Source organism: Gilliamella sp. CG35 (assembly GCF_046635745.1).
GTDB classification, from domain to species: domain Bacteria; phylum Pseudomonadota; class Gammaproteobacteria; order Enterobacterales; family Orbaceae; genus Gilliamella; species Gilliamella apicola_I.
Genome location: NZ_JBIDFH010000003.1, coordinates 202713 through 226805 on the forward strand (window position 1 = coordinate 202713; position 24093 = coordinate 226805).

Genomic DNA, 24093 nt, shown 5'->3' on the forward strand with positions numbered 1-24093 from the left:
TAAACAAAAAAGAGCTTATGTCACATGAAAATTAATCTTCCTACTATATTAACGTTATTTCGAGTTATTTTAATTCCTTTTTTTGTGCTGGCTTTTTATTTATTTCCAACTGAATGGTCTGGTTTTTTTTCAGCATTAATTTTTCTTATTGCTGCAATAACTGATGTGTTTGATGGTTATTTAGCTAGACGTTTAGGACAAACAACCAAGTTTGGCGCGTTTTTAGATCCAGTTGCAGATAAAATTATTGTCACAATAGCCTTAATTCTGATCACTCAATATTATCAAGCATGGTGGATTTCCATTGCGGCTATAATTATCATTTCACGTGAAATCATCATCTCTGCTTTGCGTGAATGGATGGCTGAGGTTGGAAAACGGAGTAATGTTGCGGTTTCATCTATAGGCAAGTATAAAACTATCGCCCAAATGACAGCCCTAACATGGCTCCTTTGGCGCCCTTGCGATATTGTAATATATGCAGGCCTTGTCGCACTATTTATTGCAACAGTTTTAACGTTAATATCAATGGTGCAATATTTATGGATTGCACAAAATGATTTTTTCGATAATCAATAGGTTTCCAAATGATCGTTTTAAGGCATAAATGATTAAAGCAATATGCCATTTTAAAACGACCTATTTTGCTGATTATTAATACAATGGTGTAATTTACATTCAGAATAAAGTTAAACATTAATCAATCAAACAATTTATCTAAAATTTCTATTGACTGAAATGATAAGACAGGTAAAATGCACAGCATCCGAAACGCAATTACCTTTAGGTAACTAAGTTTTGAGCCCGGGTGGTGAAATCGGTAGACACAAGGGATTTAAAATCCCTCGGCCTTTTTGGCCGTGCGAGTTCAAGTCTCGCCCCGGGCACCATTTACTACACTTCTCTTATGCGGGAATAGCTCAGTTGGTAGAGCGCAACCTTGCCAAGGTTGAGGTCGCGAGTTCGAACCTCGTTTCCCGCTCCAACATCACATTCAATACAACCTATTGAAGTCAGAAGGGTTTCAATCTTGTTTAATACTTTACTTGTACTGAAATGAAATTTAAAAAATATACTTAATTAAATACAACTAAATTATTAACGTTTATTGCAAATCAAATTATCTCTTCAAACCCAATTAGATTTTCCCAAGCGAAATAAAATCCACAATATGCTCGCATGCTCAACTACACTTTTTTCATGAAATGAATTCCTCATAAACAATGAGTGCATAATACAGTCCCCATGGTTTTAATCTCTTAAGACATTATTCTACTCAAACTTTGAAGTATCGGTAGCGCAAACACGGAGTCGATGGCCATCAGGATCATTTCCTACAAATGTGTATCCGAAATCGAGCATTTGGGGTTCAAGTTCAATTTTAACGTTTAGTTTTTTCCATGCAGAATAAATCGCATCTACATCATTTTTTGTTACATCACTAAATGACAGCTCAAATCCCCCATAATGATTAGGTGCCTTTGGTGTTATTTTATCAGCCTCTTGAAGTCCCAAAATAAAACCATCATTCAATAAAAATACAGCAAAGCCAGGATAAGTTTCAACAGGTGGACGCCCTAGTATTTTTGTGTAAAACTCTGTGCTAGCATCGACATCTTTGACATAAACAATAACGCTATTAGGTTTAAACATTTTTTCTTTCCTTTTAATGTGAAAATTGATTTACTTAATTTTAGTGATCAATATTATGATGTAGCATTAATGACAACTGTATGTCATATTTAAAATTCAATCTAAATTATTTTGCAAACATAAAGCATGAAAATTAATCGTATAATTACTACTATCATGGTATTGCTACAAAGAGAAAAAATAACTGGTAAAGAATTAGCAGAAAAATTAAATGTATCATTGCGTACTATTTACCGAGATATACAAGTTATCGAGGGAGCGGGTATACCCATTATTACCTATCAAGGAAGTGCCGGTGGAATAAGTATTTTAAAAAACTATAAAATTAGTAAAGGTCTATTCACTAAAGAAGATGTCATTGTTTTATTAAAAGGCCTCAACTTATTATCCTCACCAGTTTTAAAAGAAAGTGAAAATTTAAGAACACTCGAGAAAATAAAGAGTTTTTTATCAGAACAAGAACATGATGAAGTGACAAATAACTTAAATCAACTTATTGTTGATTTATCTCCTTGGTTTTCCAAACAAAATATTGATAACAAAATATCTATTATAAGACTGGCACTGAAAGAACAACTGCTTTTATCGTTTGATTATTTAAGTATTAGGAATAAACAAGCGACACGTTTAATTGAGCCATATACACTTATTTTTAAGGAAAAAGAATGGTATTTACAAGCTTTTTGTCTAACTAAAAATGACTTTCGTGTATTTAAATTGTCAAAAATGTCAAACCTTAGAGAAACTAACACTAAATTTATTAGGCAAACAACGCCTGAAGCATTTTCTTTATTCCAAACCGAAATGAAAAAAAAGATTTTTAAAATAAAATTATTAATAGATGAATCGCTTTTGGAACGTATTTTAGATTTTTGTGACGAAAAAGATATTAAGAAATTAAACGAACAACAGTATCTTGTAAATTTTGACTTTATTGATGATGACTACAGTTATGGCATTTTGCTGAGCTTAGGTCATCAATGTATTTGTTTAGAGCCTGAACATATACGTCACGAACTGGTTGAACGAGCAGAAAAAATAATTAAATCTTATAAAAAATCGGTCAATTCATTGATGTCAAATTATTCTATTAAATAACTTATCATCAATGAATAGTCTCGTACCATAAAATGGTAAGTCAAGGTCTAGTAATGAGTGGTTTGTATTGTACAATAACATGAACTAAAAAATTACATGCAAGTCTCCTATCACCAATCAAATGGATGAATCCAATAATTCTTACTCAATTCATTTTGGTAAACAGCCTTAAATAATGATGTCTTTTAAGAAAACAAAAAGATATCGTTTTTAGATGGACTGTTACTGACATTCAAAATTAGCAGGATTATTGGTATTACCCTCACCTTTGTAAACTGTTTTTTGTGGATATGCACATAATGGTCGTTGTAAAGTAAGATTACCATTCTCTATTTTTTTGGCTGTTAGGTTTTTTGGCGGTTGTTGTTTTTCGACCCAATTTACCAGTGATTCAAAACCATTGATCTGGTCTGCACCATCACCACCATTACAATGATCAACGCCAGGTGCCATATAAAGCTTAACAAATTCATCCGTGTGTTTCTGTCCCCCCATTAATTTTACAACGTGATTGTAATAATGAATCGTCCCTTTGGGTGGGATTAAACGATCATCCCAACCATGCCAAATAATCATTTTTCCACCAGATTTATTAAACTGACTCAAATCTGGGTTATCCGTTCCCATAATAGGTCTGAATAAATCGACTGATTCATTAAAATAATCGACAAAGCTTTGGTAGTCCATGTTTTTCCAATCAAGATTTGGATTCTGTGCTATCCAATATTTTAGATAATCAACAGGGATTGGAAATGGTTCACTACCAGCTAGTGCCTCTTGCGGTGCGGTTTTTTCCACACCAAACCATAAGGATTCTCCAAGTTGATTCGTCGGACCTTGCCAAATTTTTCGTAATGCTATAATTTCAGCATCATTAAAATTATGTTGTTTTAAAAAGTTATCAGAAATTTCTAATGCTGTTGGATCATTGATTATACCGTCTTTAATTCCATCTTGTTCATCAGCTAATTGAATTATTGCCTTTCGTAACATTATAAGTTTATGAGTGTCAATCGGATGCCCTAACTCCTTTTGCATAACAACTTGAGGCCACAATTCAGAAGGGATAAATTTGTCCCATTGAATTGCTGGTGCCACAATATAGATACCGTCATAATCAGCGGGAAATCTTTGCGCCTCCATTAATCCTTGTCGCCCACCCGTTGAACAACCATTCCAATATGAATAGTCAGCCGGTTCACCATAATAAGCTTGAATAATTTGTTTAGTTTTAATTGTCATTTCATGAACACTACGATAAGCAAAATCCACTATCGTATCGGCTTGTAACTGATTATTCTTGAATACAAAATCACCTTCAAACAGATTTCCGCTATGTCCGGTATCAGTTCCCACTGTAGCATACCCTTTTTTAACTGCCACAGCTAATTCGTCAAAAGGAATAAAACCAGCATATCCCCCTCCCCCAATGGCTTGTAAACGATGATTCCATTGAGTTGGCAACCAAATTTCAACATTGATTTTAGGTTGAATCACCAATTCAACCCGACAAATTTGAGGAAGATGAGATATTTCTTTTGTATCCGCATTGCGCAATGAATCCGCTAAATTAGACGGCGGCGTAAAACGATCGGCAATAAGTTCTGTTTTGATAATTTTAGCATCATCAAATTTAAGGTTTACTAATGCTTGGCAACGTTCGTTATCATTAGCGTTTGCAAAATTGAAAGTACCAAAACAGCTTAATATCGTCAAAAATAATAGACAATGTTTCATTCTTACCCATCTCCTTGTGAATTTAATCATTTTTTTAAGTTTACAGATTATTAGTATTTTTATAAATGATAATATCAGTTTTACAACGTTATAGTTAGGCTGAAATTTTGGTTAAGTTTATTGCTGTATTTTAAATTTATTTTATAGTTTTGATAATTAAATCATAATTTTTATGTATGCTTAATGATAAAAACAGCCTCGTGTTGAGGCTAATTTATTATTTAATTGATTTGATTTATAAAAAATACTCTATATTCTTTGGCTCAAACCTTAATATTATCTATAATAGCGGCATTTTTATTACCGGTTGTTTGATCAAAGGCTACGGCATAATATTCATGATTAGGTCTTATTCTTAAACTCACTTGACCATTTTCATCTGTGGTATAAGTCATCATGACTTCTCCCGTTTTTCTTAAACAAAGCTGAATTTCGCAATGCGATAAAAGGTTACCCTCTTCATCTTTTACCTGTGCGACAACATCTTTACGATTAACTAGCCAACTAATAATATCATTGACAATCTGTATTGCTTCTTCCGTTAAGGGGCGGCTAAAAGGAAAACCGATAAAAGCACAATCGCTACCAAAAACTTCACCATTGACATTTAAACTGCCTTGGCGGAATATGGCGGTATTAATATCATAAACCCCATTGACCATCTGATTCACTGATAAAATTTCGATTCCATACTCTATTTTTAAATCTTCTCTTATCATAAACGTGTCACCGCTATTGATAATTGCGCCTGTTTCGATTTTTTTATCACAGGTTAATACGTCGCTAACATTAATTATCCTATTTAAATTTCCACTTGAATAATACATAGGTTTTTTGGTCATTCCCAGTGACATAATACAGCCCGTACTATTTCTGGTTCCACCCGCTATAACTGGAATACCCTTTTTAGAGCAGTTTTTAATGCAAAATGATGTGGTATATTCTGTTCCATTTCGATAATCCATAATTAGATCGAATGTCGATAAATACTGTTCATTGTAATCTGTCGAGCTTGCTATACAAAAAGTAATGTCATGATAGGGATTTAGTGCATCTATCATTGATTGCACTCTTATAAGTTCTTCACTGCATATAACAATTTTGGCCATGTTGACCTCCTGAAAAACGTAATTATAAAATTTAAAAGATTGATAAAAACAATTAACCATTCATTGAAAATATATGTTTATTAGCATGTACAAGTGATTTTTGATTCTAAACGTCGTTTTAATATCGTAATAAAATGAATGGTCGAATTGAGATGTTATAATTGGTTAGGTTAGAATTTTGGTTTTAAGTATTATTTAAAATTATCTAATAGGTTAATTTTATGAGACTTATATTGATATGTTATTATTATGATTAATCAAACTTTGATATTATCTATAATTACTGCATTTTTCTTACCATTATCTTTATCAAATGCAATGACATAGTAGCTTTGTCCAGAAAATACTTCAGCAGAAAATAAACCGTCTTCATTACTTGTTATTTCCGAAACTAATTCTCCTGTTTTCTGATCATATATTTTTACCTCTCTTGAGATTGGTTGATCTGTTTCATCCACCACTTTCCCCGATAGGGTTGTATAATTCTGAAAACAAAAATTGATAGCATTATCGAGCATTTTTATCGCATTTCTTGTTAAATATTCACGATCTAAGAATGACATAAAAATACAATTTGCGCCAAAAGTTCCCCCATATTTATCGACCGTTCCTTTTTTAAATTGTGCACAAATGATAAAATCATCACGGTCATGATACATGGAGCACAGTGCTTCACCCCCAGGTGCCATTGAAGAAATAGGAAAAGACGTACACCATGTTGGTTTCAAATAAGGGGCACAACCCAATTTAGGGATCTTTTGTGTTATTAAAGATATTTTTAATGGTCTTAAGTAATTCCAATCACTAACTTGATGTTCATTTTGATCAAACATACCTAAATCTTTACCTAAAGAAACTGACGATGAATTTCCTTCCGCTACAATTGCAGGAATACCATTATCCACGCACTGTTTAATTACCTCTTTACGCGAATATTGGTTTGTTGATACGATTAAATCGTAGGTCATCAATTGATTATAAGTGATACTGTTATCTATCAGATAATCAACTTGGTGACCTAACCCTTCAAATACATTCTTGATGTCTTGTCGAGAGGTGCTATTAGATATAATTGCTATTTTTGCCATAATTTTTCCTATTTAATTTTGACTAGTAGATTATTTTTATCAATTGCTGATTGTTCTTCATGAATTTTAAAAATTAAGTCATTATGAAGTTCAATCGAATGAGAAAATGGTGTAAAACAATAAATATTATCGACAATACTTGATATTTGAATATCTAGCGTTCCCTGAAGATATTCAGAAACATCCAATTCAAATGCAGTAACATCAATAATTTGATCTACAATTATTCTTTTATTGAGTTTGATGGTCACATGATATTTAACACCACTTTCTGGTGTAATATCGCTTTCATACCATCCAATAAGTTCTCCTGATGTTTGTTGAAGTCGATTTCTCGATGACCATTTGATGTAGAGTTGGTCGGTACTAAGTTTATCGGGAAAATAAAAATTATTTATCGTAATATTTGCAGGAGGATAAGGTTTTGCAGCTCGACCTTGAATATTAATCATTGCACCTGTCGCTAATGAAGGATCTAATGAATCAGTAGAAGTGTTTGTAATAATTCGGCAATCAACTTTATCACCTTGATAATATTCATCACTTTTTAATGATAATTGTCCCCCACAAAAATAGACTTTACTCCCTTTTTCATGTTTTTCTGGTAATGTGTCAAGACACCCTCTTTTGACGGTCAGCTGATTGTTAGAAAAAGATTGAACATATAAAATTTCGTTTCCAATCAAGATCCAGTTATAGTCTTGTTCTGGTGGATTAAAGTTGAGTGTAATAATTGATGTAACTTGATCAAGTTCATGCTCTATTAATCTCATTTCACAATCTATGATATTTTCTGGATTCTCAAAAGTATTCGAAAGAGAGGTAACTAATTCACTATGAAAAGTCCCCTCTGGTGGCGATGCAATTGTTGCAGCTATTTGACCGATCGACTTATCATCTTGAATCATAAAATCAACTTCTCTTTGCCCGTAATTATAAACCAGTTCATAATAGGGACATTCCATAATAGCGTAATGTTCAGCTGGTTTAGCTAAATTTATATCGGTTGTGGGTATAATGACGGGTTGATTACTTACCACTGTCGATGATGGCAATGAAAACACATCTCTCATGCATTCAACGGTAACTTGATTACTTTTCTGAGTACCGTAATCAAGTGAAGTTACACGCATTACGGCTTTATTTAGCCCTAGCTGTGGCATATCCAATACAAAAACATCACCACGATTAAGCATTCTTCCGTCTAAATTAAGGGTTAATGAAACAGAAGCTAAATCTGAAGATAATGCGCCTAAATCACGAAGTGCTAGTCTAGAAGCTAATGAACGATTGTAAACCATATCATAAGTAACAGTCGTATTATTTTCACGTCCAGCCATCAAAATTAAAGCATCATCCCGAACAGTCACCGAACCTTGTTTATAGTCATTTGTTCTGTCTATAAAATTGACGGTAACCGAGTTAATCATCTCAGTGATGATATTTTTTTTAATATCGGAAATTTTGACTATATTCGTTTTATCAAAAAGAGGTAATTTTTCAATATGGTAGTCATTTCGAATTACTTTTATTTCAAATTGATTTGTTTTAGCATTTTGATATAAAACACAGTTTGCAGTATTTTCAATATTTTTCTTCAAATCTTCAAACTTACTTTGATCATTCCATATATAAGAAAGACCAAGTTTTTCTCGATAAAAGAGATCAGCAGCTTGTCTAAATGAATCTTCGTTAATGCTGTTCTTGATTAGGCTCGAATTAAAACCATTTTGCTGATTAAGTACTAATTCTCTTAGTATGTGGGCGGGATTCATATCTGCATTGAGATTATTGATTGCATTCATGATGGTATCATAAATAATGTTCGAATCGGTTCCCTTTATTACTGGTATCCCATCTTCTGGCGTATTATCAATTTTTGAACTTAATGATTTATTGGTATTATCAACATTGATACAAAATATTTTGACATCATGTTCATCTTGTTCATTAAATTGACCTTTTTTATCAATCATATTATGAATTTCTTCATTTTTGATATGGTCAGCATTTTCTAATTCACCATCACTAACAAAAATACAACATCGATTCATTGTTTGATTGAATGTGTCTTTAAAGAAATTTATAGAATGAGATAACACATTTTCAAGATTTTCTCCGCCAACAATTTTTAAATTATCAATAAAAGATAAAAGACCTACAATATCGTTTTGAGAAACTTTTCTAACTAGTTTTGTTTGTGGACTTCCGCCTTGATAAGTGGTTATCAGAATATCTAATCTTAATGTCATCAAATCAATTGAAGTTGAAAGATTTTGTATAGCACGTTTCATCGCTGATTTAAGTGCTTGAATTCGCCCTCCACTCATACTCATTGAAGTATCCAATATAAAATGGATAGCTGTATTTGCACTTCCATTTTCAGTTTTTATCTCTGCTTTACTGTCATACCATTGTCGTGTTTTTTTGGAGTCTTGATAATGTATACGCTGAACAACTGCCGAAATATCTTTCATATAAGGGTTATTTCCCCAATAAAATTGTCGGAATACAAGACCAGCGACATGACGATAAGCCGGTACAATAGCTGATAATTTACTTGCCAAATAACTATTTCGATTATGTTGATGATGACCTGAATACACATCAACTGTACCTGATACACCACCTTCCCTTTTGTCACCACCGAATAATCCTTGTTTATTTATGGCTATTTGTCCGTCTTGCACAGCGCCTCGCCATGCTGTCCTGTCTGCTACGCTAATATTAGTCAATTTATCGATAGTGCCTTGACATAAAACCATACTGACTCCAGCGTAATATTTATAACCTACAGTTTGCTTTTTCTTACTTCCGCCCATGTTCTACGCTCCGCATGTTCTATAACTTGATTTGCCATTGCATCATTGGTTGATTTTAAAATTTCAGAATCTATTCCTTCTTTCAAAAATTGGTTCCAATCGAGTCCATGACGTTTAAAAAACTCCCGTCCACCACGACTACATTGTTTTACTGCAATCATATCGTCTCTGGTTACAATTATTTTCATTATTTTTTGCCACCTTTTTTTCTAATAGCTGACGTTTTTTTATCTCCAATCCAGGTATAAATTGGATTGGTTATCTTAACGGTACCAAATACAATGGGTATTCCCGTTCCTTCTGTTGAAGTTCCCGTTTTAAATTCATCAGCTTCTATTTTTTGTTGATTTGCTTTGCCCTTTGAAGACACCATCCCAACGACCATTCCAACAACAACAGCAACTAATGCAGAAATTAAAAAAAACATATTTCGCTCCTAAACAATTGAATTACCGTTATTTAACGGTTCTAAAGGTAAATAAGGAAATCCACCATAATTGATGGTGTTATTGAATGAATGACAAGAATTTAGGGTTCTTAAACAACCTTTGTACAGCGTAATTTGTAATATCCCTTTATTTAAATTGTCCAACAATTGCTGATTTTTTCTGATTAGGACTATTGATGATTGATTATGTTCTTTAATAAACGTCTGTTCGCCTTCAGGCGTCCTTAAAATACCTGCCGTGAAATAACCATTTTCAATTTCACGTTCAAATTCAACCGTGACGATATCATTTTCATAAGCTAACACAGTGCCTTTTACCTTAAAATCCTCTCTATTTAGACCACAATGTTCGCCATAAAGAGAATAACGACAATTACGCTGAATTTTTTCATTTACACCAGTTTGCCCTGAGCGTGTAATCAATAATTCAAATGTCATCACCATCTCTTTTTCTGATGTTGATGTCTGAGTTAAACGCCCACTCCATGACATCGTAGTCATATTTTTTTTATCGAGAATATAGATATCAACAAGTAAATGCTTCGTGATATCCGGGTTTATCCATGATTTCACGACTTCATTAGTAATTGGCATGGTTATATCAATTTTATTTTTGGAAATAGCGGCATCCCGTTTTATCGCTGTGCGATTGATGGACTCTTTTTTATATGTCTGATTATCAATATTTAGTTCACGCATACCATTGGTATAACGATATGTATTGATTCCATCATTAAAAACATATAATTCAGCTTGTTTAAAAATATTGATCATCGAAAACCTCGATTATTGGAATGTTAGATTGAGCTTGTAAATAGGTATCGTATTCAATTTGTATATCATCGGTGTCAAAACGACATAACATTAAGTGACTAATTTTTGTTATAGGCTTAGTGATAACTTGATCAATCGTTAATTGAATACTTTTACCCGTATTTTTAATATTGATAATTTTCACATACGAAACACTATCTGGATGAAATAATGCTAAATATTTGAATGATGGGTTAAATGATTGATTTTCTATATAAATCTTATCGACTAATATATGTGTTTTAACAAGATTTTCATCGTTATCACATAACCAAAATGCGTTAAGTTTTCCTTCGATTCGATAAATAAATTTTTTAAAAGCCTGGATTTCTTTCAGTCCATCAAGGTAAAAAGTCAAAGATCGAGACAACTTTGAATATTGCCAATTCTCAATTCGGGTAATTTTACCTAGATCATAATCAACAATTTCAATATCTTTTTGAATTGTTGATTCATTAACTCCATAACAATTATGCAATACTTCTAATCCAAGATACTTGATACCATAATTAGCGCCGCTGCTAAAATTCAATTCATGACTTAGCTCAACACTAATATCTATTTGACTTTCATACCCTGAAGTCGTGTATTTAGTATTAGTAAGATAACATGGCATTAATGGAAGAATATACGCTGCTTTATAATGATAATTTATCGGTTTTATATTGACCTGCTTTTCAACAGGAACTCTTTTTTTTAGTTCAAACACTAATTTGGTTTTTTTGGGTTCAATGAAAACAAATTCTAATGGCTTTTGTTTTGGTAATTGTAGCCATTCATTTACTTCACTATGTTCAGCATTCTGATAAATCAAAAACTTATCACCCACTTTTTGATTTAAGATATTAGGTATAGTTTTCTGACCTAATTCTAGTTCACCAAGATATATTCCTGACAACCAATCTGGTATCAACCATATCTCAGTAAAATTATTTCTGAGTGAATTTAAATAATAGTTACGATTATGAATATGAGTTAAAAATGAGTATTCATAAGAAACTCGTGGTAAAGCACGTAAACCTATTCTGTGCTCTCTACCGTTTTTTGTTTCGATGATATCAGTTAGCCAGGAAAATGTTTCTTTAGCCCCTTTTATGGGTTGTTCTGTAATGATATTTGACATGTTGGCCTTCTTTAAAATAAGAATTAAGCAATTTTTTATATGTTGACAATGGTGAAAGGCTAGCTAAATGCGCTTTTGTTAATTTGTTCTTGAATGTTTATAAAGAAAAAGCGCCAATTGAGGCGCTTAATTTTAATAGTTACTCAAGTTTTAAATCCACTTTGATCTTATAACTATATCATTTGGGATTTTCAATTTTGATGCAATTTGGTCTTACTTAGACATTTTAATTAACAAGCTTTCACTATTGTTGCTAGTTCATCACCATTTTCTCGATTTATTTGCATTATTCGCTTGACACCTTCTTGAGTAGATAACCATTGCTGTGCACTGTCATTGTCATTGACTAAAGCAATATTAATGATTGGGGCAATAGTTTGTAAGCTACTTTCAGCTTTTTCAGATGTTGAACTTTGATTCGTAATTTGAGGAACTTGTATGCCACTCATATCTCCTCGTTGTAAGGCTTCAAGGTTATTAACCCCTATTCGTTGCGTTGCTGATGCATTCATCACAAATTCTTGACCATGTACTAGACCAGCTACTTGAGTTCGTGCCAGGTTCCCCGTATAACCACCTTTCATAAAGCCTGTTGATTGAGATCGAATGGCTGCGACATTCGCCATACCGGAAGTAATAGCCGCCGCAGCTGCTGCTGCACCTAGAGCTGGGCCTATATAAGGAATACCTGCCATAGATGCATAGGCAGCATTAGCAGATTGATAAGTATTTACAATGGCCTGTGCAATCGCTGCTGCTTTACCAACTTTAGCCATCGTAGCATTATTTGAACTTTGTAATTTTGCCACATTGCCAAAAAATTTATCTGCCTGACTTAAAATAACATCATTTTGTTTGGCCCAAACTTGTGCTCTTAATGATGCGGCAACCGACTGATCAAGATTGAATTTTTCTGTAAGAACATTTATTTGATCATACATCGATTGATATTGTTCAATCTGCAAACTTAATAAGCTCCAAGAGTTTTCGAACATTCCTGTAAATGGACTTCGACTATCTGTGTTCAACACGTTGATTATTTCATTATCATCTAATTCGGACAGACTTAAAGCATTAACCAAATCGCCAAAATCCTGTTGCTTTTGTTTTTTTGAATTGTTCTCTAAGCCGTCTTTAATCGCAAGTATTCTCAAATACTCCTGATTCAATTCGATTGTTTTTCTTAATTCAGCATTTTGATGTTGATTTAATATTAAACCTTTATTCATCAGATCTAGGGTGATACGATTAAATTCATTTTCTATAGCCCTTTCTTGAGAAGAGAGTTTCATCAGTTCCCATGTTCGCTCTAACTCTTTATTATAATTACCAAGTGGATCTATTGATTCATCATATTGCTGATTCAATAATGTCATATAGTCATTGTACTCATTTTGACTAATTGCTGCTTTTTGATAGATACCTGCCAATTCTGATTGTTTTTTATTGAATTCGCTTAGTTTATCATTTATTGGATTTAACGAACTTAGTAAAAGTTGTTCATCTGGAGTTATTAATGTGTTATCTGTATTTTTAGCTGTTGATTGATGTTGTGCTATCCCAGTATTTTTTGTTTTTGTCGTCAATGTATTGAAATTTTCATTTGGATTCTTCAATATTTTTGTACGATTTATTACAACCTCAAAGCTTTTTAATATTTCGTTACTTAAGTTTTTAATACTATCTTCAGCTTTCTTAAACGGATCTGTATTCCAACTATTTTTTAACAATGTTTTTAATTTGTTTAAATTTATTCTTGCTGAAACTGAAGCATTATCGATACCTTTTAGCTTTGTTTTGATTGAGGAAGGAATATTCTCTGAAAACTGTAATGTTTCAATTGGCATATAAACCCCTTTTTTGCCTGAATATAATCAAATTGAGGTACAATATTTATTAACTAATAAGTCTGTCTCTCATGTTGATATATTTTTAAAGCGCTGATTTAAATTATTTATAGGTAAACTTTTTACAAAATAGTAGTAGTTATACAAGTTCATTTTAGCCTTATATAACCACTCTATTTTCAATAAAAAATTTAATGAACTAAGCTTTTTAAAGATGAATAATCATCTACTTTTAAAAAATATTACTTAGTTTTTTGATTTAAAAGCCCGATTAACATGTTTTAAATTTACCTTATCCATTTCACGTATTAGATAAACAAAATCATTCGTATCTTCATTATCTAATTGATAAAACCGAGCGTATTCAATGATTGCTAACCATGAAATAGGTGTTGGGCCCATTGAATGTGAACGTGTCGTATCTAAATCGAGAAAAGCTTGATAGTAAAATTCAAGATGTTCGTCAAGTTCGGGTTTATTTTTGATTTTATCTGGAAGTGCTTGTCCCATTTGTTGAGACATTCTGATGATATCTTCGTCCTTTCCATTCATATCAAGTTGATATTCAAGGACTTCAATTAGTTTTTTATGTCTTTTTCCAGCTCAACCGTTTTAAATAAATCAATATCACTTGCTTGTGCAATTAAATCATTGAATAAATCTGGCAACTGAGTTAAGAGCTTAATTGCATTGTCAGAAGTGAACGGTATAATTTTATTATCACGTCCTTGTATGTTTTCCCAGCCTCTTAGTACACCACCAACAAAAGCTTGCATCGAAATTTCAATGACTTTATCTTCTGGCAAAGAATCTAACTGTATTTGTCTTTTGTATTGTTTAGTTAATTTTTTGATTAACATTGAGTATTTAGAATTTACGCCTCCCATTCGGGCTAAATAGAACGTTGGAATTGTTCCGTCTTTATTGGCTCCATAAGTCACTGGAACCCCATCTTTTTCTTTATTTCTATCTGTTTCAAATTGTTCAAATAAACTCATTTTCTTCTCCTAAAAAGCGCAATTATGATTAATATAATTAAGCGTTAACATATGGCATTGCAGAATCAGGAAGGTATTCAAATGTTTGATACATCATTGTGTAACCATGTTTGTTTTCCGCCCCTGTTTTCTCAAGTGGTATCGTAATTTTCTGATCTTTTTCTATATTAGGCATACCACCACTTAACGCTAATAAAGGAATGTCAAAAATGACCCCTGAATTTTCCGCAGCTAAAATTGTCGAAAAGCCAACATCTGCGTTGTTTCGAATCGCTTCTATCGCATCAACCGAAGAAAAGTATGCGGTAATTGATCCGGTTACACTAAAATTACCAACAGATACATCAAAGCTTCCTAAAATTCCAAGTCCTTTAACTCCTGTAACACCATTAGAAATAGCTAAACTGGAATCAGTAACATAAGCAAATAAAGCACTTGGTGTTGAACTTTTGGTATCATTGATACTTAATTTTTGTCGATAAATATTAGAAGTTGCGTTAAAAGGTGATGATTTATCACATTCTAAACGTTCACCTATAATTCGATCCTTCCCTTTTTTCGTGAAAGAATTACATCCAACATAATTCAAATCTGCAGTAACATATTGCGCTGACCCCATATTAATGGTTAATTCATTTGCAACTGCCCCATTAACGTATTGGGCTTGAATTTCGTTATTAACTGAACCTAGTGTTCGTTCAAAACAATAGGTTTTTTTAACAATTTTATTTTGTTCTTTTTCATTTTTAATTACCGTTCCAAAATAGATTTCTAATTTAATATTAGCACCGGTATCATTTTCAGGCACAAAGTCGGTATCATCAAAAGTTATTGTTTTCGCAGTAATTTCGGTTATTCTTGCCCAACCTCTATTTTTTGGAAAATAAGAGTCCGATGCATCACCACCAACCCAAATCCATTCACCTTCAATTAATCCGAGCTTAGTTAAATCAGTCGAAGTAGAAACTAATTTAGGTAATGTTCCTTTTTTAACTTCCATTGAACAACTACCAGAGCTGAATTTAAAACCTACCGCAGAAATTTTTGCGCTAGCTGGCGGATTCAATTCTTCTATTTGTGATGTACTTGAGTTAGTTGAAATATTGTTATCAGAGCAAGAAGATACAATTTTTAAACCATTGTTTGCAAAATTGCTAAACCCTGAAGCATGAATAATCGTGCCTGTCAGTAATTTTTGCGGTAATTTATGACTATCTGGAAAATTATAACCTTTTGATACACTCTTAATAGGTAATGTTTTACCGCTAAGTGATTGAGTTGTAAATTTTTCTCTTGCTTCTGCAAACATGAAGCCTCGCATTAGCCATGGAAAAATATTTTTAGTCATATCAAGGCTAAAACCTGCTGAAGCATCAATATCAACAATTTTACCCTTTTGATTTTGTCGTGAAGGATTGATCGTTTCTCGCTGTAGTAAGGTTGTAGAACCGCCGAAATCACTATAGCTATTTACTTCGATACCATGCCAAACAGGATTGCTAGGAAGTATTTTTAAATCATCTTCTTCTGCGATGTATAAACTTGTAACATTACTGTCAATTGTTTTTGTTGTATTCATATTATTTCCTAATTAATTAAATGTTTTAGTTGTATTTGCAAAATAACAATTGAAAATATTGCTATTTTGCGGTGGTTGATTATCAGAATTTCTAAATAAATCGTTAGAATTGAGGCTATCAATTCATCTAATATACTGATGAGATTTCTGATTTAATTTTTTGAGATTGTATTATTAGAAAGTTGTTGAGAGTTTGAATAAACTCACGATGGAGATGATGTTTAAGGTTTAAATCTAAAAATTGAAAACGTTACTTATGTTAACTTAAAAAGTTGTAAGAAGAGATATAACATCTTTTTTATACTGATGAAACTGTGAGTAAGATAAAATTAATTATTTGTTTACGTTTTTTGAAAACCTCCTTTTTAAATAATTTGGCATTGATCATATAAAAAATAAATCTGGAATATTTTATAAACTATCAATTTCATTTCTATCAACTAAAAAACGGGAAATTATTATTTTAGTAACCCATTAATGTTTTCGAGAAATAAAAAAGCCCCACTATTTATAGCGGGGCTTTAAATAAAATTATCTTAGTTTAGGTTAATTATACACCAAAAATGTACGGTGTCAATTAATCAAGCTAAATTATCGGTTTTATTTAATTAAAAATACATATGTCCCATTAAAATAAAATAGATAACTATATGATTATAAATATATTAAATTAATAAAATAATTTTTTAAACATAAGTTCAATTTTTGTTTATGCTAAAAATAAATTGCCGATAAAGCTCACATTACTAATTTTAAATGATTCAACTTAAAGTTCTAACTTTCGAATCAGAATTGATAAAAAAGATGGATGCTTTTACAGTTAGATATGGATGACTTAATAAATAATGTTTTTTTGAACGTTTATAAATTTGCTTGATTCTTATGATGGTGGCCCCTACTGGACTTGAACCAGTGACCAATCGATTATGAGTCGACTGCTCTGACCAACTGAGCTAAGGGGCCTTTAGTGATGTGCTACTAAGTTAGTAGGGTTGCGATTATAATAGACTTAAATCGATTTTGCTATAGTTAAATGCATAAATTAAGTCGGTTTGCTTATTTCTTAATCTTTAATCTATTGGATACTTTGGATTTTAATAACTGATATTTTTAAACCCATTAACCTGTTACAATGTTTTAGGTTATAATTAATGTTCTGTTGTTCTAATGGCTGAGGAAATATTATGTCTTGCAAAAAATTATTATTAGTTAGTTTAACAGTGTCTACAGCGTTATTTTTAAATGCATGTAGTAATTCTCAATATGAGCTTACCCAAGCTGGGCGTCAAGTTCAGTTTGTTGATACTAAACCAACGGCTAATTGCCAACTGTTAGGTAAAGCAGAAGGACGTCGTGGAACATTTTTTTCTGGTACAAAAACACATAGCGAACTGATACGTGATGCTGCATCTGATTTGATGAACAAAGCTGCCGCTATGGGGGGAAATGTGATATATGATGCTCAAGATGCATCATTACAATATATCTCAGATGTTGCACCAACTGATGCGGTTATGGTTGGTGATGTTTATCGTTGTAATTAAGATTGATTAAAAGGGGAAATACTCCCCTTTTTTATTCACAAAATAAATTTTAATTATCCATTTTGAGCTTCAAATTGTTTCATAAACTCAATTAAGTAATTCACACCTTCAATATCCATCGCATTATAAATTGATGCTCGCATTCCACCGGCAATACGATGCCCTTTTATACCAATAATATTGGCTTGCGTTGCTTCACTAACAAACTTTTTATCTAACTCTTCATTGGGTGATAAAAACGTTACATTCATGATGGATCGATTATTTTTAGCCACAGTGTTTCGATAAAAGTCTGACTGATCAATAAATTGATAAAGTTGTTGCGCTTTAGCATGATTGCGTTTTGCCATCGCTTCTAATCCGCCAAGTTTTTTAATCCATTTAAAAACTAGACCTGACATATACCAAGCAAAGGTTGGCGGAGTATTAAACATAGAATCGTAATCGTTCAACACTTTATAGTCTAAAACGGAAGGCAGAATAGATTTAGCATGACCAAGAAGATCTTCTCGGATAATAACAATGGTAATTCCTGAAGGACCTATATTTTTTTGGGCACCTGCATAAATGATACCATAACGGCTAACATCAATAGGTTGAGATAGAATACAAGAAGAAAAATCAGCCACTACAATTTTATCGTCAAAATTAGGTTCTTCAAATATTTCGACACCATCAATGGTTTCATTTGGGCAATAATGGACATATGCCGAATCACTATTTAAATGCCAATCAGACATAGGTTTAACCGATGTAATTCCTGCTTCTTTAATGACAATATTTTGTTCAATAACATTGCAATATTTTTTTGCTTCTTTAGCTGCACATTCACTCCAATATCCACTATTGATGTAATCAGCACTGGTTTTATTCCCTAAAATATTTAAAGGAACAGCTGCAAATTGCGCACGGGCCCCACCCTGACAAAATAAAATTTTGTAATTATTGGGTACTTTTAAAATATCACGCAGATCATTGGTTGCTTCAATCGCACATTGATCAAACTCTTTGCCTCGATGACTTAATTCCATCACCGAAGCACCAGTATTTTGCCAATTTAATAATTCAGCCTGTGCTTGTTGTAAAACATCAGCAGGTATTTTAGCCGGACCTGCACTAAAGTTATAACTCTTACTCATTGCAATTCACTTTAATCCTTCAAAAAATAGACATACATTTTTACACTGTCTGGCAAGATATACAATCAGATTTTTATCAAGATTTTTTGAATAATCGCCGTCAAATTTGTTTTGTATATTTGATAAGATTATTGAGTAATAAAAACAGTGATAATATAAAAAGCCAGCAAAATACTGGCTAAACAGGTGGGATGAGCAATTAAATTGCTAATTGTCGTTTAGCATTTTCAATCGCCATTTTTACTTGGTCTGGTGATACGCCCCCTTTTGCACAACGTTTGGCAAGACAAGATGCCAAAGACAAAATTGGGTAAACATCATTGTCGATTACCGAACTAAACGCTTTTAGTTCTTCTAATGAGAGTTCTTCTAAAGCTTTTTGTTTAGCGATAGCACCGACCACAGCCTCACCCACAATATGATGGGCTTCACGAAATGGTATACCTTTAGCAACTAAATAATCTGCCAGTTCAGTCGCATTTGAATAACCTTGTTTGGCGGCTTCTCGACATCTATCGTTATTAATTTTGATATCTTCCAATACTAAAGCGGCCATATCTAAGCATTCAAGCCATGTATCTAGAGCATCAAACAGATGTTCTTTATCTTCTTGTAGATCTTTGTTATAAGCTAGCGGTAATCCTTTAAAAGTGACCATTGCACCAGTTAAAGCCCCCACAACTCGCCCGACTTTTCCTCGAATTAACTCTAAAGCATCCGGATTTTTCTTTTGAGGCATCAATGAAGAACCCGATGTAACACGATCAGACAATTCAACAAAATTAGCTTCACCGCTATTAAAAATAATCAAATCTTCTGCAAAACGTGATAGATGTACCATACCAATTGAAGCGTTATTTAATAATTCCAGAATATGGTCACGGTCAGAAACAGCGTCTAAACTGTTATTTGTTGCTTGAGCAAACCCTAACCAGCTTGCAAGCTCCTCCCGATCCATTGGATAAGCGGTACCGGCTAGTGCCCCACTACCTAATGGACTCACATCCAAACGTGTTAACGTATCTTGTAAACGGCTCACATCACGCGTTAACATCTCATAATAAGCAAGGCACCAATGCGCAAATGTAATGGGTTGTGCTCGTTGTAAATGGGTGTAACCTGGCATCACAGTCTCTTGATGCTTGTCAGCCGTATTAACTAAAGATTGTCTTAAGTGATTAATGGCTGAAATCAACTGTTGAATTTCAGATTTGCACCATAATTTTAAATCAGTAGTGGATTGGTCATTACGACTTCGTCCTGTGTGTAATTTTTTACCAAGATCGCCCACTTTTTCAATTAATTTTTGTTCGACCCAACTGTGAATATCTTCAGCATCACTTTCTAAAATTTGATGAGGATTGTGTTGAACACTGACTAATAATTCATTTAAGGCTTTTACGAGTTTTTTTTGCTCATCATAGGATAAGACACTAACCGTGACCAATGCTTTAGACCAAGCTATAGATCCAATAATATCTTGCTCAGCAAGACGATAATCAAAGCGCAAAGAATCATTAAAATGTTTAAAACGTTGATCTGCTGCTTGGCTAAAACGCCCACCCCATAATGCCATACCTACCTCAAATATTTATTAATCAATTTTAATTGCTAAACAATCTGAATTTATAGTTCTTATTTTGTATAAAATAGCTAACAGACTATAAAAGAGATATATACAGGACATAGCCTATATATATCTTTTATCTCACTTATCTAGATCAATATCAAAAAATTACTTTTCCGATTTTTTTGTTGTTTTAGATTTAGTTACTTCTTTGGTTGCTGCTTTAGCTTTACTCTCCGTTTTTACCTTTTTTGGTGAATCACTTGGTTTTGAAGCAGCTTTAGCTTTTTTAGCTGGCTGTTTTTTCTTTTCTTCATTCAATGCTCTAATGCGTGAAGATAAAGAAAATAATCGAATAAAACCACCAGCATGGCTGTGATCATAAACCTCATCTTCTCCGAATGTAGCAAACTCTTCGCTATATAAGCTATTCGGTGATTTTTTCTGCACTGCGGTAGCACTGCCTTTATAAAGCTTCACCACAACTTCACCTGTCATATCCTCAGCTAACACATCGGCTGCTGCTTGAATAGAGCGACGATAAGGGGCAAACCAACGACCATCATAAACAACATAAGCCATTTCAAGACCTAACTGCTCACGCCATTTGAAACTATCACGATCTAAAATCAACTGCTCAAGCCCTCGCAAAGCGGTCATCATAATGGTACCACCAGGTGTTTCATAACAACCACGTGATTTGATTCCTACTAAACGATTTTCAATAATATCGACCCGACCTACTCCATGTTTAGCACCAATTTTATTCAATGTGGCAACACAGTTGTAAGGCGAAAGTTTTTTACCATTAACAGAAACTACCTCACCTTTTTCAATACCAATAGTCACAAGTTCAGGTTTATTTGGTGCATCTTCAGGAGAAACCGTCCAAGCCCAACAATCTGCGTTTGCTTGATTCCAAGTACTTTCTAGAACGCCACCTTCGGTTGAGATGTGCCAAGCATTTTCATCACGACTGTAAATTTTTTCGACCGTTGCGGTTGTTGGTATTTTTCTTACTTTTAAATAGTCAATTAAGGCTTCACGTGAGCGTAAATCCCACTCACGCCAAGGTGCTATCACTTTTAATTGGGGAGCAAGCGCAGTATAAGTTGTTTCAAAACGGACTTGATCATTACCTTTACCTGTCGCACCATGGCAAAGCGTATCAGCGCCAACTTCTAACGCATATTCGACTTGTGCTTTAGCAATAATTGGACGTGCCATTGATGTACCAAGATAATAAGTTCCTTCGTATAAAGCACCGGTTTTTAAGACTGGGTAAACATAATCTTTAACAAATTCTTCTCGTAAATCGACCACTTTACATGCTACAGCGCCAGAAGCTTTGGCTTTCTTTTCAACATCTTTCAATTCTTTTGGATCTTGACCGACATTAGCCACTAACGCATAAACTTCACATCCACCATAATTTTCTTTTAACCAAGGAATAATAGCGGATGTATCTAAACCACCTGAATAGGCTAAAACGACCTTTTTTGTGCTACTTTTTTTCATGTTATACCCTTTCTTAATTAACGACGATCGACGAATAAGTTAAAAAATCTTGAAACCTACATCACTTTTTTTCTTAAAACAGCTATAATGATAACCGATGTAATATAATATCTGATCGCTATTTAAGCAATAATTCTTGTGCCCGTTATACCGGATTTTCCATTAAATAATTCAATCAGTTTATCCGGTTCTTTCCAACTTGCTATATCAATTCCCCTGCCTAACGCTTCAGCAGCTTCAAATGCAGAATTAACTTTAACTATCATGCCATCAGTAATCACCCCATTAGCGATAAGTTGATCAGCTTGTGATTGTGTTAATGATTCAATGCGCTGTTTATTCTCATCTAAAACGCCAACTACATCAGAAAGCAAAATTAAATCAGCATCTAATGTTTTAGCTAACGCCACTGCTGCATGATCAGCGTTAACATTCATCATTTGGCCTTCATCTGTTATACCAATTGAACTTACGATCGGCAAATAACCATTTTTTATTAGAAGATTCACTAAAGTTGGATCCCCTACCTGAGCTTCTCCAACATACCCAAGCTCTTCCGAAATCTGCTTAACTTTGACGCTATCACCGTCCGCTAAACAGAGCCCTATACTTGGTATATGCTGTTTTTTAGCTTCAGAGAGTAAAGTGGTATTTGCGCTACCGGCAAGACTACCAACAATCACATCAATTTGATCTGCCGGCGTGACCCTTAATCCATTACGACGAACAACGGGGATCGATAACCTATCCATTAAGGAATCAACGACACTGCCCCCACCGTGTACAATGATTAAAGGACGGTTAAAATTCTGTTTATAATTACGAATAACTAAAAACAATTTATTGAGTGCATCTTTATTATCGAGTAGTACGCCGCCAAGCTTAATAATTAATGGTTTCATTTCAATTCCCTATTAACTTAGATTATCGTTAACCGTTATTCATCTTAATTTATCGATAAATATCCCAATTTTCAAAGTAACGCTGTTGTTTCATCAAAACCAAATCGAATATTCATACATTGCACAGCTTGTGCTGCTGCACCTTTTAATAAGTTATCTTCCACTGAAATTAAAATTAAATGTCGTCCTTTTAAAACAAATCCTATATCACAATAAGGTAATCCAACGACAGCTTTTAAAGCTGGCCAATCTTTTTGATACACTCTAACTAAAGGCTTATCGCTGTAATATTTATTTAAAGCCGAAAGAATATCATTAGAGGACACATTGGCTTTTACAAGGCAGGTTATCGTTGCGTGAATACCTTGTTTAAAACATCCTAAATGAGGGGTAAAAATGACCTCTTGACCTAGATGTGTTGCAATTTCAGGTTGATGACGATGAGTAAATAATCCATAGGCATGTAAGCTGACTTCACAAAATAAATTATTATGTGAAGGTTTACGCCCTGCACCACTTACTCCACTTACCGCATTGATGACAGGTAATTGCGATTTATCTATTAAATCTTCTTCAATTAATGGCTTTAAAGGTAACAAACTGGCCGTTGGATAACAACCGGGAACGGCAATTAATTTTGCTTGTTTAATTGCATTAAAATTCCATTCGGCTAAACCATAAATCGCTTGGTCTAACCATTGTTGATGTTGATGAGTAAAACCATAAAAATCTTGATAAAATGAGGAAGAATTAACACGAAAAGCACCCGACAAATCAAAAACCGTGCAGCCGTGCTCTAAAAAATAAGGGGCGATAGCATGACTAACAGCATGCTCAGTTGCCAAAAATACCAAATCGATATCATTAATTAAAAAAGAATAATCTGAGGTTGCAATCAAAGGTAAATCAACCACCCCTTTTAATTGAGGATGAAGATTATAGTCTGAGATAAGCTTTCCCCCATCTTGACTATTTTCTGAAACCGTTAAAGCAACAAGTTCAACATGTGGGTGTTTAGTCAAGTAATAGGCTAATTTTGCACCTGCATAACCACTCGCTCCAACAATAACCGCTTTTAACATACCATTCCTATAATTTATTATTAAAT

General features: G+C 33.4%; 20 protein-coding genes, 3 tRNA genes and 1 pseudogene. 5 read left to right on the plus strand and 19 right to left on the minus strand.

Annotation, left to right across the window (positions count from 1 at the left end; genetic code table 11):
- The first annotated feature begins 24 nt into the window (after window positions 1-24).
- From pgsA to ACGH4F_RS02310, 3 genes are all read left to right on the plus strand, one after another.
- The gene (pgsA, locus tag ACGH4F_RS02300; RefSeq protein ID WP_267350991.1) at window positions 25-579 is read left to right on the plus strand and encodes a CDP-diacylglycerol--glycerol-3-phosphate 3-phosphatidyltransferase; all 555 of its coding nucleotides are present in this window, start codon (window positions 25-27) and stop codon (window positions 577-579) included.
- Between the two features lie 223 nt (window positions 580-802).
- Window positions 803-890, plus strand: a tRNA-Leu gene (locus ACGH4F_RS02305).
- 19 nt (window positions 891-909) lie between these two features.
- Window positions 910-985: transfer RNA gene (locus tag ACGH4F_RS02310), tRNA-Gly, on the plus strand.
- A gap of 287 nt (window positions 986-1272) precedes the next feature.
- Here ACGH4F_RS02310 and ACGH4F_RS02315 read toward each other — a convergent pair.
- Window positions 1273-1653, minus strand: coding sequence for a VOC family protein (locus tag ACGH4F_RS02315; protein WP_267352264.1), 381 nt, complete (start codon window positions 1651-1653; stop codon window positions 1273-1275).
- Between the two features lie 126 nt (window positions 1654-1779).
- Between ACGH4F_RS02315 and ACGH4F_RS02320 the strand changes: the two genes are divergently transcribed.
- Window positions 1780-2751 (plus strand): helix-turn-helix transcriptional regulator, encoded by a 972-nt coding sequence (locus ACGH4F_RS02320; RefSeq protein WP_411589844.1) that lies wholly within the window; start codon window positions 1780-1782, stop codon window positions 2749-2751.
- Between the two features lie 222 nt (window positions 2752-2973).
- On the opposite strand, the gene ACGH4F_RS02325 is transcribed toward ACGH4F_RS02320, so the two are convergent.
- From ACGH4F_RS02325 to ACGH4F_RS02385, 13 genes are all read right to left on the minus strand, one after another.
- Window positions 2974-4488: a tannase/feruloyl esterase family alpha/beta hydrolase gene (locus tag ACGH4F_RS02325; RefSeq protein ID WP_411589845.1), complete on the minus strand. Its 1515-nt coding sequence runs from the start codon at window positions 4486-4488 to the stop codon at window positions 2974-2976.
- A gap of 263 nt (window positions 4489-4751) precedes the next feature.
- Entirely contained in the window at window positions 4752-5597 is an 846-nt protein-coding gene (locus ACGH4F_RS02330; protein ID WP_411589846.1) for a hypothetical protein, read from the minus strand.
- Between the two features lie 257 nt (window positions 5598-5854).
- Complete coding sequence (locus tag ACGH4F_RS02335) at window positions 5855-6685, minus strand: carboxypeptidase-like regulatory domain-containing protein (protein ID WP_411589847.1); 831 nt, start codon at window positions 6683-6685, stop codon at window positions 5855-5857.
- A gap of 8 nt (window positions 6686-6693) precedes the next feature.
- A complete protein-coding gene (locus ACGH4F_RS02340) occupies window positions 6694-9507 on the minus strand; it encodes a phage tail protein (protein ID WP_411589848.1) in 2814 nt (937 codons plus the stop codon).
- Window positions 9477-9695: a hypothetical protein gene (locus tag ACGH4F_RS02345; RefSeq protein WP_411589850.1), complete on the minus strand. Its 219-nt coding sequence runs from the start codon at window positions 9693-9695 to the stop codon at window positions 9477-9479. Before ACGH4F_RS02345 ends, ACGH4F_RS02340 begins: the two co-directional genes overlap by 31 nt.
- The gene (locus tag ACGH4F_RS02350) at window positions 9695-9934 is read right to left on the minus strand and encodes a hypothetical protein (protein WP_065557716.1); all 240 of its coding nucleotides are present in this window, start codon (window positions 9932-9934) and stop codon (window positions 9695-9697) included. The genes ACGH4F_RS02345 and ACGH4F_RS02350 overlap by 1 nt, the downstream gene beginning before the upstream one ends.
- A gap of 9 nt (window positions 9935-9943) precedes the next feature.
- Window positions 9944-10729 (minus strand): phage BR0599 family protein, encoded by a 786-nt coding sequence (locus tag ACGH4F_RS02355; RefSeq protein ID WP_220217143.1) that lies wholly within the window; start codon window positions 10727-10729, stop codon window positions 9944-9946.
- Window positions 10713-11891 carry a hypothetical protein gene (locus ACGH4F_RS02360; protein WP_411589851.1) on the minus strand — a complete coding sequence of 393 codons (1179 nt, stop codon included), beginning with the start codon at window positions 11889-11891 and terminating at the stop codon, window positions 10713-10715. Before ACGH4F_RS02360 ends, ACGH4F_RS02355 begins: the two co-directional genes overlap by 17 nt.
- A 230-nt stretch (window positions 11892-12121) precedes the next feature.
- Window positions 12122-13738: a hypothetical protein gene (locus tag ACGH4F_RS02365; RefSeq protein ID WP_411589853.1), complete on the minus strand. Its 1617-nt coding sequence runs from the start codon at window positions 13736-13738 to the stop codon at window positions 12122-12124.
- 246 nt (window positions 13739-13984) lie between these two features.
- Window positions 13985-14290, minus strand: coding sequence for a hypothetical protein (locus tag ACGH4F_RS02370; protein ID WP_267359819.1), 306 nt, complete (start codon window positions 14288-14290; stop codon window positions 13985-13987).
- 26 nt (window positions 14291-14316) lie between these two features.
- Entirely contained in the window at window positions 14317-14736 is a 420-nt protein-coding gene (locus ACGH4F_RS02375; RefSeq protein WP_267352273.1) for a hypothetical protein, read from the minus strand.
- Window positions 14737-14773: 37 nt separating this feature from the next.
- Window positions 14774-16315 carry a phage tail tube protein gene (locus ACGH4F_RS02380; protein ID WP_411589855.1) on the minus strand — a complete coding sequence of 514 codons (1542 nt, stop codon included), beginning with the start codon at window positions 16313-16315 and terminating at the stop codon, window positions 14774-14776.
- A gap of 886 nt (window positions 16316-17201) precedes the next feature.
- Window positions 17202-17278 (minus strand) — tRNA-Ile (locus tag ACGH4F_RS02385).
- 221 nt (window positions 17279-17499) lie between these two features.
- Between ACGH4F_RS02385 and ACGH4F_RS02390 the strand changes: the two genes are divergently transcribed.
- Window positions 17500-17859, plus strand: a complete 360-nt coding sequence (locus tag ACGH4F_RS02390) for a DUF4156 domain-containing protein (RefSeq protein ID WP_065557704.1) — start codon at window positions 17500-17502, stop codon at window positions 17857-17859.
- A gap of 53 nt (window positions 17860-17912) precedes the next feature.
- Here ACGH4F_RS02390 and serC read toward each other — a convergent pair whose 3' ends face one another.
- The 5 genes and pseudogenes from serC to argC all read right to left on the minus strand — a co-directional run bounded on the left by serC (window position 17913) and on the right by argC (window position 24067).
- Entirely contained in the window at window positions 17913-18998 is a 1086-nt protein-coding gene (gene serC, locus ACGH4F_RS02395; protein ID WP_411589856.1) for a 3-phosphoserine/phosphohydroxythreonine transaminase, read from the minus strand.
- Window positions 18999-19197: 199 nt separating this feature from the next.
- The gene (argH, locus tag ACGH4F_RS02400) at window positions 19198-20574 is read right to left on the minus strand and encodes an argininosuccinate lyase (RefSeq protein ID WP_411589857.1); all 1377 of its coding nucleotides are present in this window, start codon (window positions 20572-20574) and stop codon (window positions 19198-19200) included.
- A gap of 291 nt (window positions 20575-20865) precedes the next feature.
- Window positions 20866-22083, minus strand: a pseudogene (locus tag ACGH4F_RS02405) (argininosuccinate synthase); the annotation flags it as partial.
- Between the two features lie 122 nt (window positions 22084-22205).
- On the minus strand, window positions 22206-22985 hold the full coding sequence (gene argB / locus ACGH4F_RS02410; protein WP_411589859.1) for an acetylglutamate kinase: 780 nt from the start codon (window positions 22983-22985) through the stop codon (window positions 22206-22208).
- Window positions 22986-23056: 71 nt separating this feature from the next.
- Window positions 23057-24067, minus strand: coding sequence for an N-acetyl-gamma-glutamyl-phosphate reductase (gene argC, locus ACGH4F_RS02415; protein WP_411589861.1), 1011 nt, complete (start codon window positions 24065-24067; stop codon window positions 23057-23059).
- Between the last annotated feature and the right edge of the window lie 26 nt (window positions 24068-24093).

What these genes read in the sequence shown, in the direction of transcription:
- ACGH4F_RS02340 (WP_411589848.1), bottom strand. Translation starts at nt 9,507, where the DNA reads ATGGGCGGAAGTAAGAAAAAGCAAACTGTAGGTTATAAATATTACGCT.
- ACGH4F_RS02375 (WP_267352273.1), bottom strand. Translation starts at nt 14,736, where the DNA reads ATGAGTTTATTTGAACAATTTGAAACAGATAGAAATAAAGAAAAAGAT.
- serC (WP_411589856.1), bottom strand. Translation starts at nt 18,998, where the DNA reads ATGAGTAAGAGTTATAACTTTAGTGCAGGTCCGGCTAAAATACCTGCT.
- ACGH4F_RS02370 (WP_267359819.1), bottom strand. Translation starts at nt 14,290, where the DNA reads ATGAATGGAAAGGACGAAGATATCATCAGAATGTCTCAACAAATGGGA.
- ACGH4F_RS02330 (WP_411589846.1), bottom strand. Translation starts at nt 5,597, where the DNA reads ATGGCCAAAATTGTTATATGCAGTGAAGAACTTATAAGAGTGCAATCA.
- ACGH4F_RS02355 (WP_220217143.1), bottom strand. Translation starts at nt 10,729, where the DNA reads ATGATCAATATTTTTAAACAAGCTGAATTATATGTTTTTAATGATGGA.
- argB (WP_411589859.1), bottom strand. Translation starts at nt 22,985, where the DNA reads ATGAAACCATTAATTATTAAGCTTGGCGGCGTACTACTCGATAATAAA.
- ACGH4F_RS02325 (WP_411589845.1), bottom strand. Translation starts at nt 4,488, where the DNA reads ATGAAACATTGTCTATTATTTTTGACGATATTAAGCTGTTTTGGTACT.
- ACGH4F_RS02390 (WP_065557704.1), top strand. Translation starts at nt 17,500, where the DNA reads ATGTCTTGCAAAAAATTATTATTAGTTAGTTTAACAGTGTCTACAGCG.
- ACGH4F_RS02380 (WP_411589855.1), bottom strand. Translation starts at nt 16,315, where the DNA reads ATGAATACAACAAAAACAATTGACAGTAATGTTACAAGTTTATACATC.
- argH (WP_411589857.1), bottom strand. Translation starts at nt 20,574, where the DNA reads ATGGCATTATGGGGTGGGCGTTTTAGCCAAGCAGCAGATCAACGTTTT.
- ACGH4F_RS02365 (WP_411589853.1), bottom strand. Translation starts at nt 13,738, where the DNA reads ATGCCAATTGAAACATTACAGTTTTCAGAGAATATTCCTTCCTCAATC.
- ACGH4F_RS02320 (WP_411589844.1), top strand. Translation starts at nt 1,780, where the DNA reads ATGAAAATTAATCGTATAATTACTACTATCATGGTATTGCTACAAAGA.
- pgsA (WP_267350991.1), top strand. Translation starts at nt 25, where the DNA reads ATGAAAATTAATCTTCCTACTATATTAACGTTATTTCGAGTTATTTTA.
- argC (WP_411589861.1), bottom strand. Translation starts at nt 24,067, where the DNA reads ATGTTAAAAGCGGTTATTGTTGGAGCGAGTGGTTATGCAGGTGCAAAA.
- ACGH4F_RS02360 (WP_411589851.1), bottom strand. Translation starts at nt 11,891, where the DNA reads ATGTCAAATATCATTACAGAACAACCCATAAAAGGGGCTAAAGAAACA.
- ACGH4F_RS02315 (WP_267352264.1), bottom strand. Translation starts at nt 1,653, where the DNA reads ATGTTTAAACCTAATAGCGTTATTGTTTATGTCAAAGATGTCGATGCT.
- ACGH4F_RS02345 (WP_411589850.1), bottom strand. Translation starts at nt 9,695, where the DNA reads ATGAAAATAATTGTAACCAGAGACGATATGATTGCAGTAAAACAATGT.
- ACGH4F_RS02335 (WP_411589847.1), bottom strand. Translation starts at nt 6,685, where the DNA reads ATGGCAAAAATAGCAATTATATCTAATAGCACCTCTCGACAAGACATC.
- ACGH4F_RS02350 (WP_065557716.1), bottom strand. Translation starts at nt 9,934, where the DNA reads ATGTTTTTTTTAATTTCTGCATTAGTTGCTGTTGTTGTTGGAATGGTC.